General features: G+C 72.5%; 12 protein-coding genes. 2 read left to right on the top strand and 10 right to left on the bottom strand.

Features of this window, described 5'->3' with window-relative positions; translation table 11 throughout:
- Window positions 1-45 precede the first annotated feature (45 nt).
- From rny to dhaM, 7 genes are all read right to left on the bottom strand, one after another.
- On the bottom strand, window positions 46-1758 hold the full coding sequence (gene rny, locus ACQP2P_RS07605; protein ID WP_433619041.1) for a ribonuclease Y: 1713 nt from the start codon (window positions 1756-1758) through the stop codon (window positions 46-48).
- A gap of 1560 nt (window positions 1759-3318) precedes the next feature.
- Entirely contained in the window at window positions 3319-4002 is a 684-nt protein-coding gene (locus ACQP2P_RS07600; RefSeq protein WP_433619039.1) for a regulatory protein RecX, read from the bottom strand.
- Between the two features lie 1034 nt (window positions 4003-5036).
- Entirely contained in the window at window positions 5037-6086 is a 1050-nt protein-coding gene (gene recA, locus ACQP2P_RS07595; RefSeq protein WP_433084478.1) for a recombinase RecA, read from the bottom strand.
- Window positions 6087-6242: 156 nt separating this feature from the next.
- A complete protein-coding gene (locus ACQP2P_RS07590) occupies window positions 6243-6443 on the bottom strand; it encodes a DUF3046 domain-containing protein (RefSeq protein WP_433614195.1) in 201 nt (66 codons plus the stop codon).
- A 9-nt stretch (window positions 6444-6452) separates the two neighbouring features.
- Window positions 6453-7673, bottom strand: a complete 1221-nt coding sequence (locus ACQP2P_RS07585) for an MFS transporter (protein ID WP_433614194.1) — start codon at window positions 7671-7673, stop codon at window positions 6453-6455.
- Window positions 7663-7917: an HPr family phosphocarrier protein gene (locus ACQP2P_RS07580; RefSeq protein ID WP_433614193.1), complete on the bottom strand. Its 255-nt coding sequence runs from the start codon at window positions 7915-7917 to the stop codon at window positions 7663-7665. Before ACQP2P_RS07580 ends, ACQP2P_RS07585 begins: the two co-directional genes overlap by 11 nt.
- Window positions 7901-8293: a PTS-dependent dihydroxyacetone kinase phosphotransferase subunit DhaM gene (gene dhaM, locus ACQP2P_RS07575; protein ID WP_433614192.1), complete on the bottom strand. Its 393-nt coding sequence runs from the start codon at window positions 8291-8293 to the stop codon at window positions 7901-7903. The genes ACQP2P_RS07580 and dhaM overlap by 17 nt, the downstream gene beginning before the upstream one ends.
- Before the next feature lie 44 nt (window positions 8294-8337).
- On the opposite strand from dhaM, the gene dhaK reads away from it, so the two are divergent.
- A complete protein-coding gene (gene dhaK, locus ACQP2P_RS07570; RefSeq protein ID WP_433614191.1) occupies window positions 8338-9333 on the top strand; it encodes a dihydroxyacetone kinase subunit DhaK in 996 nt (331 codons plus the stop codon).
- Window positions 9330-9950 (top strand): dihydroxyacetone kinase subunit DhaL, encoded by a 621-nt coding sequence (gene dhaL / locus ACQP2P_RS07565; RefSeq protein WP_433614190.1) that lies wholly within the window; start codon window positions 9330-9332, stop codon window positions 9948-9950. The genes dhaK and dhaL overlap by 4 nt, the downstream gene beginning before the upstream one ends.
- Here dhaL and ACQP2P_RS07560 read toward each other — a convergent pair.
- From ACQP2P_RS07560 to ACQP2P_RS07550, 3 genes are all read right to left on the bottom strand, one after another.
- Entirely contained in the window at window positions 9925-11067 is a 1143-nt protein-coding gene (locus ACQP2P_RS07560) for an acyl-CoA dehydrogenase family protein (RefSeq protein ID WP_433614189.1), read from the bottom strand. The two genes, dhaL and ACQP2P_RS07560, sit on opposite strands and share 26 nt — an antisense overlap.
- A gap of 242 nt (window positions 11068-11309) precedes the next feature.
- Entirely contained in the window at window positions 11310-12023 is a 714-nt protein-coding gene (locus ACQP2P_RS07555) for a hypothetical protein (protein ID WP_433614188.1), read from the bottom strand.
- A 468-nt stretch (window positions 12024-12491) separates the two neighbouring features.
- On the bottom strand, window positions 12492-13826 hold the full coding sequence (locus tag ACQP2P_RS07550) for a hypothetical protein (RefSeq protein WP_433614187.1): 1335 nt from the start codon (window positions 13824-13826) through the stop codon (window positions 12492-12494).
- Window positions 13827-13915 lie beyond the last annotated feature (89 nt).

Genomic DNA, 13915 nt, shown 5'->3' with positions numbered 1-13915 from the left:
TGGCGCCTGAGCTGCGCGAACGCGGCTCGCGAACCGGCGGCCGACTCAGCGGGCGATCTCGGTGACCCGGGACTCCCGCACGACCGTCACGCGGATCTGACCCGGATAGGTCAGCTCCTCCTCGATCTGCTTGGCCACGTCGCGGGCCAGCACCGCCGCCCCGATGTCATCGACGTCGTCGGGCCGGACCATGACCCGGATCTCGCGCCCGGCCTGCATCGCGAAGACCTTCTCGACGCCCGACTTGCCGCCGGCGATCTCTTCGATGCGTTCGAGGCGCTTGACGTACGCCTCGAGGCTCTCCCGCCGCGCCCCCGGGCGCCCCCCGGAGCACGCGTCCGAGGCCTGGGTGAGCACCGCCTCGATGGTCTGCGGCAGCACCTCGTTGTGGTGCGCCTCGATCGCGTGGACGACGTCCTCGTGCTCGCCGTACTTGCGGGCGACGTCGGCCCCGATCAGCGCGTGGCTTCCCTCCACCTCGTGGGTGAGCGCCTTGCCGATGTCGTGCAGGAACGCGCACCGCTTGATGAGCGACGGGTCCAGGCGCAGCTCGGCGGCCATGATCCCGGCGATGTGCGCGGTCTCGACGAGGTGCTTGAGGACGTTCTGGCCATACGACGTGCGGTACCGCAGCCGCCCCAGCAGCGTCATGAGCTCCGGGTGCAGGTCGGTGATGCCCACCTCGACCAGCGCGTCCTCGGCGGCGCGCTGGCACAGCCGCTCCACCTCGTGCTTGGCTTGGTCGAAGACCTCCTCGATGCGGTGCGGGTGGATCCGCCCATCGAGCACGAGCTTCTCGAGCGTGAGTCGTCCGATTTCCCGCCGTACTGGATCGAAGCACGACAGCAGCACAGCCTCCGGCGTGTCGTCGATGATCAGGTTCACCCCGGTCGTCGACTCGAACGCGCGGATGTTGCGCCCTTCGCGGCCGATGATCCGGCCCTTCATCTCGTCGCTGGGCAGGTGCAGCACGCTGACCACGCTCTCGGCGGTCTGCTCGCTGGCGACCCGCTGGATCGCGTCGACGACGATGTGCCGGGCCCGCTGCTCGGCCGTATTGCGGGCGTCGTTCTCGATGTCCCGCACGAGCAGCGCCGCCTCGCGCTTGGCCTGCGCCTCGATCGTCTCGACGACCTCGACCCGGGCCGCGTCGGCGGTCAGCCCGGCGATGCGCTCCAGCTCCTCCCGGTGCCGCTCCTCGCCCTCGGCGAGCGCGGCCTCCCTCCGGGCGAAGGACGCTTCGCGTTCCAGCAGATCCGCTTCGGTACCACTGATGCGCCGATCCCGCTCCGCCAGCCGCTCGGCCTCCTCGGCCAGCAGCCGCTCCCGCTCGTCGAGGCGGCGCTGCCGGCGCTCGGCGTCCTGCGACTGCTCCTTGGCGACCGCGGTGAGCTGGTTGACCTCGCGCTCCCCGGCCCGCCGCGCGGCCGCCCGGGCCTGCTCGGCGTCGATCTCGGCCTGCCGGTGCGAGCGTTCGAGCAGCGAGTCGGCCTCGGCCCGGGCCGCGTCGAGAATCCGCCGCGCCTCCGAGCGGGCCGCGCTGGCCTCCGCCTTCGCGGCCGCGGCCTCGGTGCGCGCCGCGGCCGCCGCCGCCCGTGCCTCGTCCACGGCCGCGGTGGCGTCCTCGGCCGCCGTACGCAACGACGCGAGCGAGTGCTCCTGCCGATCCTTCTCGGCCAGGAACGCGGGGTCGTCCCCGACGGGCACGGCCGCGGGAACGGTGCTCCCGAGCCGGCGTACCACCTTCAGCGCCACCACGAGCACCGCCACGACAACGACCACGAGGACGGTGAGTGCCACCGTCAACGCGATCTGCACCCCGGTCACGCCGCCACCTGCCGCACAGCCGCCGCGTCATCCGACATCCCGGGCCGCTCGCGCACGGCCCGGTCGAGCCGCTCGCGCACGGCCCGGTCGAGGGTGGGTCGCGAGCCGCAGCCGGGCCATGGCACGGCTCCTGCTCGGTTCGCACCCGACGCTCTGTTCACGCCCACCGCCCTGTCCGCCCGGGCGGTCCCGCCCCCCGTAGCCACCCTACTTGGGCCGGCCGCCCGGGTTCGCCGCTCGAGGGCGATGTGCGCGGTTCGCCCGCGGACATCACCATCCCCGACGGCCGGATGCGCCGTCCGCACGACGTCGTGCCTTCGACGCTCCGCGCGCGGCCCGCTCTTCGCGCTTCGGGTTCGGTCGCCGTCGTCGCCGTGGGCATCGGCGGCCGTGCCCGATCGCGCGCCATCGCAGGCACGCCCCGCGCCTCGAATTCCGTCGCCGCCGGCAGCCGTGCCCGATCGCGCACCATCGCAGGCACGCCCCGCGCCTCGAATTCCGTCGCCGCCGGCAGCCGTGCCCGATCGCGCACCATCGCGGGCTCGCCCCGCGCTCTGGATTCTTTCGCCGCTCTGGGTTCTGTCGCTCTCGTCGCCGTCGGCATCGGCGGCCGTGGCCGATCGCGCGCCGTCGCGGGCTCGCCCCACGCCGGCTCCCGCGACCGTCAGGCCGCCGGTGCTTTTGGGGTCGCAGAGGATGACATGGGCGCGCTCCGTCACGACGTCACCTCGCTCCGCTCGGCGCCGCGCATCTTGCGACGGCGGGGTTATGGAGGAGACGCCCGACCACTGCACATCAAGGTATATCGATATCGAGGCCCAGGGGGCCCCGCTGCTGGGTCGCCGCTAGCGCCAACACCTCCCGCAAGGCGTGGCGCTCATTTCCGCTATGGATCAAGTAAGTGATGCTGATCTGTGACGCGATCTATGTTGTGCGGTAAACCCGCGGTGGTTGGGCGGTCTCCATCTGGTAACGCCGAGGCTAGGTCGTGAAGGGCGCTTCGGTCAAGGACTCATGATCGGGCACCATACGGGATGTAAGTCCGTCAAGTACCGTCGCCAGCCGAAACACCCCAGCGGCCACGTTTGCGCGGACCTTTCCGGCATGTCGGTCGCCGCGTGGGTGAAAACCTCCACAGCAAGTGACTGGTCGGAACCGGAGCGCACACACGCCTGCCCTCGGCGCTGCAACCATTCCACCACAGACGGTGCGCACCACCAACTCCGACATCGACGTCCATCACCTCCCGCCCGCCTGACGGTCACTGAGCGTAAAGCGCGTACGAGGGAGCACGGACGATGCCGGCCTCGCCGATCGACAGATGGCTGAAGCTACTGGGCGTCGACCCAAAGGCGGCAGCGGCGAGCGCGTCGGCATCGGTGGTGGCGGAAGCTACCGAGCCCCCGTTTCAAGGCCGCCAACGGTGGTGGGTGGTGGAAGCTACCGAGCGCCCCGAGTCCAAGGCGGCAGCGGCGTCGATGACGGCGCGGGCTACTGAGCGTCCGGGTCCAGGGCGGCATCGGCGAGCGCGTCGGCGTCGATGGAGTCCGCGAACTCGGCGGCGTCGTCGCGTTCGGCCATGGCCTCCTTGACGAGGCGGATGGCGAGGCCCGGCGGGTACCCCTTGCGGCCCAGCATCCCGACCAGCCGCCGGAACACGGCCTCCGGAGTGGCGCGGGTCTCGCTCCGCAGGCGCCGCACCACGAGCGCCTTCGCGGTCTCCGCCTCCATGTCCGGGGTCAGCTCCTCCAGCGCCTCCCCCATCTCGTCGGCGGAGACGCCCTTGCGCCGCAGCTCGCCGGCGAGGGCCCGCCGCGACAGCCCCTTGCCGTGGTGGCGGCTGCTCACCCACGCGCGCGCGAACGCGGCGTCGTCGATGATGCCGACCTCGTCGTACCGGTCGAGAATCTCGGCCGCGATCTCGTCCTCGACGCCCCGCTTGCGCATCGCGGTCGCGAGCTCGGCCCTGGTCCGGGGCCGCACGGCGAGCTGCCGCAGGCAGATCTCCCGGGCCGCCTCCCGCGGGTCCATCGGCTTCGGCGGCGGCGCATCACGATCCCGCGCGCCGCGTCCGCGCCGCCCCCGCCGCCCATCGGCCCCGGCACGCTCAGAAGACCCGCCACGCTCGCCGGACCCGCCACGCTCATAGGCGTCTTCGGCCCGCGGATCGGGAATTTCGGAAATGTCCGAAGAGGGGGAACTCCACGGCAACGACCGCGAAGCCCGCCGCCCGCCGGAGGCGACGTCGGAAGCCGAACCAGCATCCCCCCGGGACGCGCGCCGTCCCCCGGAAGCCGACCCAGCATCCGCCCGAGACGCACGCCACCCACCGGAAGCCGACCCAGCATCCGCCCGAGACGCACGCCACCCACCGGAAGCCGACCCAGCATCCGCCCGCGAAGCCCGGCGCTCAGCCGAGGACGAGCCGGAAGCCGGGCCAGCAGATCTAGAACCCCGCCGCCCGCCCGCGGGCGAGTCGGCATCCCCGCGCGACGACGACTTCGCAGCTCGGCGCCCACCCGAGGATGAGCCGGCGGGCGAGTCGGCATCAGTCCAAGGCAGCGACTTCGACACCCGGCGCCCACCCGAGGATGAGTCGGGATCGGCCCACGGCAGCGCCTTCGAGCCCGAGGCCGGGGCGGAAGGCGGAAGGCTGGGCGGCGCAGAGCCGGGATCGGCCCACGGATTGCCCGGCCCCGGCTCGAACACGGGACGAGCCGAATCCGCCGAGACGGGGTCATCGGCCGCCGCCCAGGGATTCCCGGGCTCGAGCTCCCAGACCGGCCGCGAAACCTCATCCGCCGAAGCCGAGCCGCCGGCGGGAGCAGGAGCGGGAGCAGGAGCAGGAGCAGCGGAGGGCGAGCCGGAAGAGGGCGTCGTCCAAGGATTCGAGCCGCCGGGATCAGTCCACGGCGCCACCGGAGGCACGGCCCGATCGGAGCGGCGACCCGCCCGCGGCTCCCCCGACCCCTCGGCCGCAAGCCAAGGGTTCTCGTCGTCCTCGCCGGACAAGCCCTACCTCCACGCACCAACACCAACACGAGCAAGAGACCCGGTGCCGCCCCGAGCGGCTTGGCCCACTGGACCGGCACCGGGGGTCTCAAGCAACGCCGCCGCACAGGCGACGAGAGCAAACAGACGCGACGCGAGCAGCAGACGCGACGCGAGCGAACGCCGTCAGGGACGGCGGACCAGCGACGCCGGCGGGATCAGAAGTCGACCGGAGCCGCCTCCGGGCCGCCGGCCGCGTCCGTGGACTGCCCGACGCCGACCCCGAGCTTTTCCTTGATCTTCTTCTCGATCTCGGCGGCGACGTCGGGGTTGTCGCGCAGGAACTTGCGCGAGTTCTCCTTGCCCTGGCCGAGCTGGTCGCCGTCGTAGGTGTACCAGGCGCCGGACTTGCGGATGATCGCCTGCTCGACGCCCACGTCGATGAGCGAGCCCTCGCGCGAGATGCCCTTGCCGTACATGATGTCGAACTCGGCCTGCTTGAACGGCGAGGCCACCTTGTTCTTGACCACCTTGACGCGCGTGCGGTTGCCCACGACGTCGGTGCCGTCCTTGAGGCTCTCGATGCGCCGCACGTCGAGGCGCACCGAGGCGTAGAACTTCAGCGCGCGGCCACCGGTCGTGGTCTCCGGGCTGCCGAACATGACGCCGATCTTCTCGCGGAGCTGGTTGATGAAGATCGCCGTGGTGCCGGAGTTGTTGAGGGCACCGGTGATCTTGCGCAGCGCCTGGCTCATGAGGCGGGCCTGGAGGCCGACGTGGCTGTCGCCCATCTCGCCCTCGATCTCGGCGCGCGGCACGAGGGCGGCGACGGAGTCGATGACGATGATGTCGAGGGCGCCGGAGCGCACCAGCATGTCGACGATCTCGAGGGCCTGCTCACCGGTGTCCGGCTGGGACACGAGCAGCGCGTCGGTGTCGACGCCGAGGGCCTTGGCGTAGTCGGGGTCGAGCGCGTGCTCGGCGTCGATGAACGCCGCGATGCCGCCCTGGGCCTGCGCGTTGGCGATCGCGTGCAGCGCCACGGTGGTCTTACCGCTGGACTCCGGGCCGAAGACCTCGATCACGCGGCCGCGCGGCAGGCCCCCGATGCCCAGCGCCACGTCCAGGGCGATGGAGCCGGTCGGGATGATGGCCTGCGGCTGCTGGACGCGCTCGCCGAGCCGCATCACGGAGCCCTTGCCGAACTGCTTGTCGATCTGCGAGAGGGCGAGTCCCAGCGCCTTCTCCCGGTCAGGTTGCACTGCCATGTCCGTCACCCCTGGGTTCGCGGTCTTCGTCGGCGTTCGCTTGGTCACGCTGACACGTTAAGCGCCGGGTATGACAAAAAATTCGAAGCGACGCCCAACGAGCGAGAAGAGTACCCGTACATCTGTACGATTAGCACGCCGACACGCCGAAAAACATCAGCGTAGACGGGCTGGAACACGCTCCGGATATGCGGCGACTACAGCACGCCACACGTCCGCGGTATCGAACTGGCCCGCGAGGGCCTCCTCGATGGTCAGGCCGCCGAGCTGGGACAACACCTGGTCGTGGGCGATGCTCCGGGCGTATGCGGGCCCGAAGACCTCCTCGAGCCGCTGCCAAAAATCTGTCAGACGCACGGGGTCAACCTAACGGAGTACACGGGCGATCAACGGAATCACGGTCACCCCGGCGAGGAGCGCCAGCACGGGGTACCCGAAAAAATCAACGACCAACCCGGACAACGCGCCCGCGGAGGCCCCCGCGACCCCCATGATCACGTCGGAGAGCCCCTGGACGCCGGCCCGCTGCTCGGTCGGCACCGACTCCGACAGCAGCGTCGACCCGGCCACCATGGTGGCGCTCCAGCCGATCCCGAGCAGCGCCAGCCCGATCGAGAGCCGGACCGTGTCGGTGCCCGCGGTGCCGGCGAACGCGCAGGCCGCGACCAGCAGCCCGACCCCGCCGAGGATCACCGGACGGCGCCCGAAGCGGTCGGCGAGCAGGCCCACGACGGGCGAGAGCGCGTACATCCCGGTGATGTGCACGCTGATCACGAGACCGACGACGCGCAGCAGGTCGCCGTGGTCGTGGACGTACTCCCCGATGTGCACCGGCGTCATCGACATCACGCCGACCATCACCACGTGCCCGACCGCCACGGCGGCGACCCCGGTCCGGGCGCCGGCGCTGTCGCGGATGGTGCGGGCGGCCTGGCGCCAGACGGCCTTCTCCCCCGGCCGGGTGCCCCCGGCGGTGAGCAGCGGGTCGGGGCGCAGGGCCACGAAGATCACGATCGCGGTGAGCGCGAAGGCGAGCACGCTGAAGAGGTACGGCCCGCCGTACTCCGCAACGCCCCAGCGCCCGAGCAGCCGATCGGTCAGCGGCGCCAGGTTGGGCCCCGCGACCGCCCCGACCGTCGCGGCCCAGACGACGACGGACAGGTGGCGGGCCCGCCGATCGGGTGCGGCGAGGTCGACGGCGGCGTAGCGGGACTGCAGGTTCGCCGCGCTGGAGCCGCCGAACAGCAGGGTGCCGAGGAGCAGCAGCGGTACGGAGGCCGCCCACGCCGCCACGACGACCAGCAGCGCGCCGAGGGACCCGAGGGAGAACGCGAAGACCAGCCCCGGCCGCCGCCCGCCGGTGCGCATCAGGCGGGTCGCCGGGATCGCGATCACCGCCGCGCCCACGACCGCGCAGCTGCCGACGATGCCCGCGGCCCAGGGCCCGGCGAGCGAGGAGGCCAGCAGCGCCCCGACCGACACGCCGCTGGCGACGCCGAGCCCGCCCACGATCTGCGCCCCGACGAGCAGCCCGAGCGTCCGGCGCTGCAGCGACGCGACGTCGACGGGGGCCGATTCAGTGAGCAAGCACCGACACTATCGCGTCCGCGGCCTCGGCGGCGTCCTCGCCGTCGGCGCGCACGAGCACCGTGGAGCCCGCCGTCGCGTTGAGCCCCATCACCGCGAGCACGCTGCGAGCGTTCGCCGACTTCTCGCCGAAGATCACTTCGACGGTACTGCGGAATCGCGCCGCCGCCCGCACCAGCGCCCCCGCGGGCCGGGCGTGCAGATCCTCGGGCAGCACCACCGAGCGCTCAGAGCTTGCGGACATCGCGGGCCTCCACCGCCGCCTCGGTGACCGCGTCGAGCGGGGCCCCGGTGCCGGCCAGCACCGCCGCCGCGACCGCGCCCTCGACGAACGGCGCGTCGACGAGCACGGCGTCGTTGGCGACGCGGTCCTCGAGGACCGTACGCGCGGTGAGCACGGCGCTGCCCAGGTCGGTGAGCACGAGCACCCCGGCGCCGCGGTCGGCCCGGTCGATGGCCACGAGGATGCGGTCGTAGCTGGTGCCGAGCCCCCCGTCGTCGGTCCCGCCCGCGGCCTCGATCGGCACCTCCTCGCCCGCGACCTGGACGAGCATGTCCCGCAGGCCGTGGGCCAGCCGCTCGCTGTGCGACACCAACACGATCCCCACCAGTTGCGCCATACCAGGCATGCTAGATCCACCGAAATACAAGGCATGCTATGAGCATGAAAAAGTTCATCAACGACCCGGCCGACGTCGTCCGGGAGACGCTCGCCGGGCTCGCCGCCGCCCATCCCGAGCTGCGGGTGGACCTCGAGGAGCAGTACGTCGCGCGGGCGGAGCCGCCTCGATCGGGCAAGGTCGGCCTGGTCTCCGGCGGCGGATCCGGGCACGAGCCGCTGCACGCCGGCTTCGTCGGGCTCGGGATGCTCGACGCCGCCTGCCCGGGCGAGGTGTTCACCTCCCCCGTCCCGGACCAGATCCTCGCCGCCACCAAGGCCGCCGACGCCGGCGCCGGGGTGGTGCACGTGGTCAAGAACTACACCGGCGACGTGATGAACTTCCAGATGGCCGCCGAGCTCGCCGACGAGGAGGGCCTGCGGGTCGCCACCGTGCTCGTCGACGACGACGTGGCGGTCGAGGACTCCACCTGGACCGCGGGGCGGCGCGGCACCGGGGCGACCCTGCTGGTCGAGAAGATCGCCGGGGCGCTCGCCGAGGAGGGCGCGGACCTCGATGCCGTCGCCGCGATCGGTCGCACCGTCAACGAGCGGTCGGCGTCGTTCGCCGTCGCGCTCACAGCCGGTACGACTCCCGCTTCTGGAAAGCCCGGATTCGAGCTCGCCGAGGACGAGATCGAGGTGGGCGTCGGCATCCACGGCGAGCCCGGCCGCAGCCGCGAGCGGATGCGCCCGGCCCGGGAGCTGGCCGCGCTGGTCGTCGACGCGGTACTCACCGCGAAACCGGTCGGATCCGAGCCCCTCATCCTGCTCGTGAACGGGCTGGGCGGCACGCCGCTGATGGAGCTGTACCTCATGTCCGGCGAGATCCGCCGCCTGCTCGACGAGTCCGGGGCCACCGTCGCGCGCTGCCTCGTCGGCAGCTACGTCACCAGCCTCGACATGGCCGGCCTCTCGCTGACCGTGTGCCGCGCCGACGACGAGCTGCTGCGCCTGTGGGACGCGCCCGTGCGCACGCCCGCGCTGCGCTGGGGGGTGTGAGCGTGGACGAGGCCCTGGCCCGGGAGTGGATCGCCGCCGTCGCCGAGTCCGTGCGCGCGGAGGCGCAGCACCTCACCGACCTCGACACCGCGATCGGCGACGGCGACCACGGCGTGAACCTGCGCCGCGGCTTCGACGCCGTGACCACCGCGCTCGGCGGCCTGGAGCCGGCCTCCGCCGGCGACGTGCTCGGCAAGACCGGCACCACGCTGCTGTCGAAGGTGGGCGGCGCGTCCGGGCCGCTCTACGGCACCGTGTTCCGCGCCCTGGGCAAGACGCTGCGCCAGGGCGGGACGTTCGCCGAGGGGCTGCGGGCGGCGCTGGACGGCGTGCGGCAACTGGGCAAGGCGGAGGTCGGCGACAAGACCATGGTCGACGCGCTGACCCCCGCCGTGGACGCCTACGCTTCGACGGAAGCCGATGAGACCGATGCCGCTCGAGCCGCCGCCGCAGCGGCAAAAGCAGGAGCAGCTTCGACGGTACCGCTGGTAGCCCGCAAAGGCCGCGCCTCCTACCTGGGCGAACGCAGCGCCGGCCACCTCGACCCCGGCGCCGCGTCGACGGCGCTGATCTTCGAGGCCCTCGCCCGGGTCACAGCCCGAGCGAACGACCGATGATCTCCTTCATGATCTCGGTGGTGCCGCCGTAGATGGTCTGGACCCGGCTGTTGAGCCACGCCTTGGCGACCGGGTACTCCATCATGAAGCCGTACCCGCCGTGCAGCTGCACGCACCGGTCCGCGACCTTGTTCTGCAGCTCCGTCGTCCACCACTTCGCCTTGGCCGCGTCGGCGACGCTGAGCCGGCCCGCGTTCTGCTCCAGGATGCAGTGGTTGAGGAACGTCCGCGCGATGGTCACCTCGGTGTCGAGCTCGGCGAGCAGGAACCGGTTGTGCTGGAACTTGCCGATGGGGCGCCCGAAGGCCTCGCGCTCGCGGACGTACTGCAGCGTCGTCGCGAGCACCGACTCCGCCGCCGCGACCGCCGCCACCGCGATGCCGAGCCGCTCCCGGGGCAGGTTCGCCATCAGGTGGTAGAAGCCGGCGTCCTCCTGGCCGATCAGGTTCTCGGCGGGGATGCGGCAGTCGTCGAAGAACAGCTCGGCCGTGTCGTTCGCCTTGAGCCCGACCTTCTCCAGCCGGCGCCCGCGCGTGAACCCGGGCGTGCCCGTCTCCACCGCGAACAGGCTGATGCCGTGCGCGCCCTTGGACGCGTCGGTCTTGGCCACGACCACGACCAGGTCGGCCATCTCGCCGTTGGTGATGAACGTCTTCTGCCCGTTGAGCACCCAGGCGTCGCCGTCGCGCACCGCGTTCGTCCGGATGCCGGCCAGGTCGCTGCCCGCGCCCGGCTCGCTCATCGCGATCGCGGTGACGATGTCGCCGGAGCAGAACCCCGGCAGCCAGCGCTTCTTCTGCTCGCCGGTGGTGAGATCGGTCAGGTACGGCGCCACGACGTCGTTGTGCAGCCCGAACCCGAGCCCCGACGCCCCCGCCGCGATGATCTCCTCGACGAGGACCGCGTTGAACCGGAAGTCCCGCTGCCCACCGCCGCCGTACTCCTCGTCGACGTCCATGCCGAGCAGCCCCGCCGCGCCGGCCTTGCGCCAGATCTCCCGGTCGACGATGCCGGCCTTGTCCCACTCGTCGTTGTGGGGCACGGCCTCGCGGGCGAGAAACTCCCGGCAGAGGTCCCGGAACGCCTGGTGCTCGGCCTCGTACAGGTGCTGCTCCATGGGCGCAAGTGTGCGACGCGAGACAGTGTCTCGCCTAGCCTCGCTTCCCGGCTTCGCGCCTCGCACTGGGGCTCTCGGCCTGGTGGCGCCGGGCAGGTCGGGGGCCGTCTCGCGCCTGCGGCTTCTCCCGCCGGCGCCCCGCGCGCCTTCGCCCTCGCGCCTTCGCCCCTCGCGCCTTCGCGTCTCCCGCCTTCGTCTCTCCCCGCCTTCGCCTCTCGCGTGTTCGCCTCTTGCGCCTTCGCTTAGAGTCCGAGCATGCCGTAGAGGTGGTCGGGCAACGGCTGCGCGTCCTTGGGCTCCACGGCGTTCACGGTCGTGCCGAAGTCCGAGTAGGTCGCCGTAACCGGGTTGTCCGGGATGCGCACCGTGACCGAGACCAGCCGCTCCCGCTCGTCCACGCTCGCCTCGAACGGCACCGCCCGGGCCGCGTCTCCGAGCTGCATGACCTGCCCGACGTTGACCGGCCCCCACGCGACGATCCGGGTCATGTCGACGGTGCCGGAGTACGTGCGCCCGTCCCGCCGGACATCGTGCGAGGCCGCGATGAGCGCCTGCACCCCGGTCGGATCCTTGGTGGCGCTGAGCCCGAGCGCCCCCGGCTTCGTGACCCGGGCCGAATCGATCCGGTACCAGGCCTTCCCGTCGAACCCCGGCAGCGGCAACCCGGTGAGCCGCGTGTACGCGCTCCCGCGCACCTCAACGGTGTCGATCGTGAGCGAGGCCCCGCTGGAACTGACGGAGACCGACGCGTCGAGCAGATCCGCGAGCGGATCGATCCCGCCGGTGTAGCTGCCCTCCTTGGCGACCACCTTGAACCGGTAACTGCTGAACCCGAGATGCCAGACCCCGGCCGCCAACCCGCTGGGCGACGGCTTGACACTGACCGTAGGCGCCGGCTGAACCCCGTGGTGCGTGCAGCCCGCGAGCGCCGCCGCGACGAGCAGAGCCGCGGCCACCGCCTTCCCGCACCGAGCGCTCCACGCCGAGACCGCTCCCAGCCTCGGGGCCGTGCCCAGTCCTGGGACCGCCTCCGCACCGAAACCACGCACCCGGACGCCAACCGGTGCCCCGCCCGGGCCAGACACCGGACCAGACACCAGGCCAGACACCGGACGAGGCACCGGACCACGCACCGGGCCACGCACCGGACCAGGCACCGGACCAGGCATCGGACCGCGCACCGGACCAGGCACCCGACCACGCACCGGGCCAGGCTCCCGCGACCCGCCCGCCGCGCCCTCGCGCGTGGCCACCGCCGACGAACCGGCCCCGGGCCGGACCGCGCCATCGACTCCGAAGCCGCGGTTCTTCCCGTGCGTACGGCGCACCGTGTCCTCGGGTCGCCCCGGCCGGGCGGTCGTCCTCGTCACGCGGCGGAGCGTACCGGCCTCCCCGCGCCCCAGGCCCGCGGCCAAAGCCAAAGTTCAGTTGTTCAACAGGTTGTAGACAGCGGCGTTCGCGGGCGCGACCTCCGCCGCCTTCGGAGCCGTGACCTGCGCCGGCTTGCCCTGGTCGCGGTAGTCGACGGTGAGCGTGCGCTCGGCCGCCCCCGCGTACGCGGGCACCGTCACCAGCACCGAGGCCAGCCGCCCCTGCGCATCGAGCGTCACCACGAACGGCACCGCCTTCGCGCGGTCGCCGAGCGCCGCGAGCCCCGCCTGGTCCGCGAGCCCGAGGTCGCCGCCGCGCGTGAGGTCGTAGGTGCCCGTGATCTTCCCGCCGGCCTCGAGCCGAGCCTGGGCGACCCGGGACACGAAGTCCTGGCTGCTGGTCGGGTCCTTGGTCTCGAACAGCCCGATGATCTCCGTCCGTGTCACCTTGGTCCGATCGAACCGGTACCACTTCTTCGCGCTCACCCCGGCCGCCGGAATGCTCGTGCGGAAGTACCGCTCCCCGCCCCCGAGCACGATCCCCTCGAGCGAGAACTTCACCCCCGACGCGACCGAGTCGAGCCGCGCCTGCCGCTTCCCGGTCGGGTCCACGACCCCGGTGACGGTCCCGTTGTCGATCTTCATCGTGTACCCGTAGGTCGTCCCCTGCAGCGCCTTCACCGCCACCACCAGCGCGTCCTTCCCGGCCGGGTCGGTCGACGCCGCCGCCGAGGTCGACCCGGGCTGCTCGCCGCCGGCCCCGCAGCCGCCCACGACGAGCGCCACGAGCACCGCGACCACGACCCCGGCGAGCTCCTTCGCCCGCCCGCCGAGGCGCCGCCACTGCCCGCGCCCGCCGTTGCGCCCCCGATCGCGAAGCCCCGACGCCGGCTCCGCCGCGTTCTGCCGTTCCCGCCGCGCGCCTCCGGCCGCGTCCGGCCCGCCGGCGCTTTGGTATTCGCCCCGCACGGCTCCGGCCGTGGGCCCGTCGGCGGTTTCGCATTCGCCCCGCACGGCTCCGGCCGCGACCGGCTCCGCCGCGGACCCGGGCGCCACGGACGCAGGCGTCCGGGGGTCGACGGATGCGTCCGGTTCGACGGTCACGGCCAAGGGCAGGAGCAGACGCACCTGGGCGGCGACGTCAGCGGGGGCCGGTGGCGCGACGAGCTCGCACGAGGCCCGAGCCGACAGTCCGGCCGGGCCCGAGGCGACCGCGGGAGCGACCAGCACCGCGTAGGCGCCCTTGACTCCCCAGTCGGAAGACGGGCGTCCGGCGTCGGTGTCGAGGACGCCGAGCGAGCAGGAGGTGCGGCCCGGCAGCTCGGATGTGGGACCGGCCGGAGCGAGGAGCACCGGGGCCGACGACATCGCGAGCCCGCGTGTGGACACCGGGGCCGCGATCGCCTCCGTCGTCGGCCGGACAGTTAAGGAGACCGGCGGCGGACAAGGCGCCGTGACCGCGAGCGAGCACCGGGTCC

The organism is Dactylosporangium sp. CA-139114 (assembly GCF_050955725.1).
Taxonomy (GTDB): domain Bacteria; phylum Actinomycetota; class Actinomycetes; order Mycobacteriales; family Micromonosporaceae; genus Dactylosporangium.
Note: the sequence above shows the minus strand (reverse complement) of the source record. Positions and strands in the feature narration are given on the sequence as shown.

What these genes read in the sequence shown, in the direction of transcription:
- recA (WP_433084478.1), bottom strand. Translation starts at nt 6,086, where the DNA reads ATGGCAGTGCAACCTGACCGGGAGAAGGCGCTGGGACTCGCCCTCTCG.
- ACQP2P_RS07580 (WP_433614193.1), bottom strand. Translation starts at nt 7,917, where the DNA reads ATGTCCGCAAGCTCTGAGCGCTCGGTGGTGCTGCCCGAGGATCTGCAC.
- dhaM (WP_433614192.1), bottom strand. Translation starts at nt 8,293, where the DNA reads ATGGCGCAACTGGTGGGGATCGTGTTGGTGTCGCACAGCGAGCGGCTG.
- dhaK (WP_433614191.1), top strand. Translation starts at nt 8,338, where the DNA reads ATGAAAAAGTTCATCAACGACCCGGCCGACGTCGTCCGGGAGACGCTC.
- ACQP2P_RS07560 (WP_433614189.1), bottom strand. Translation starts at nt 11,067, where the DNA reads ATGGAGCAGCACCTGTACGAGGCCGAGCACCAGGCGTTCCGGGACCTC.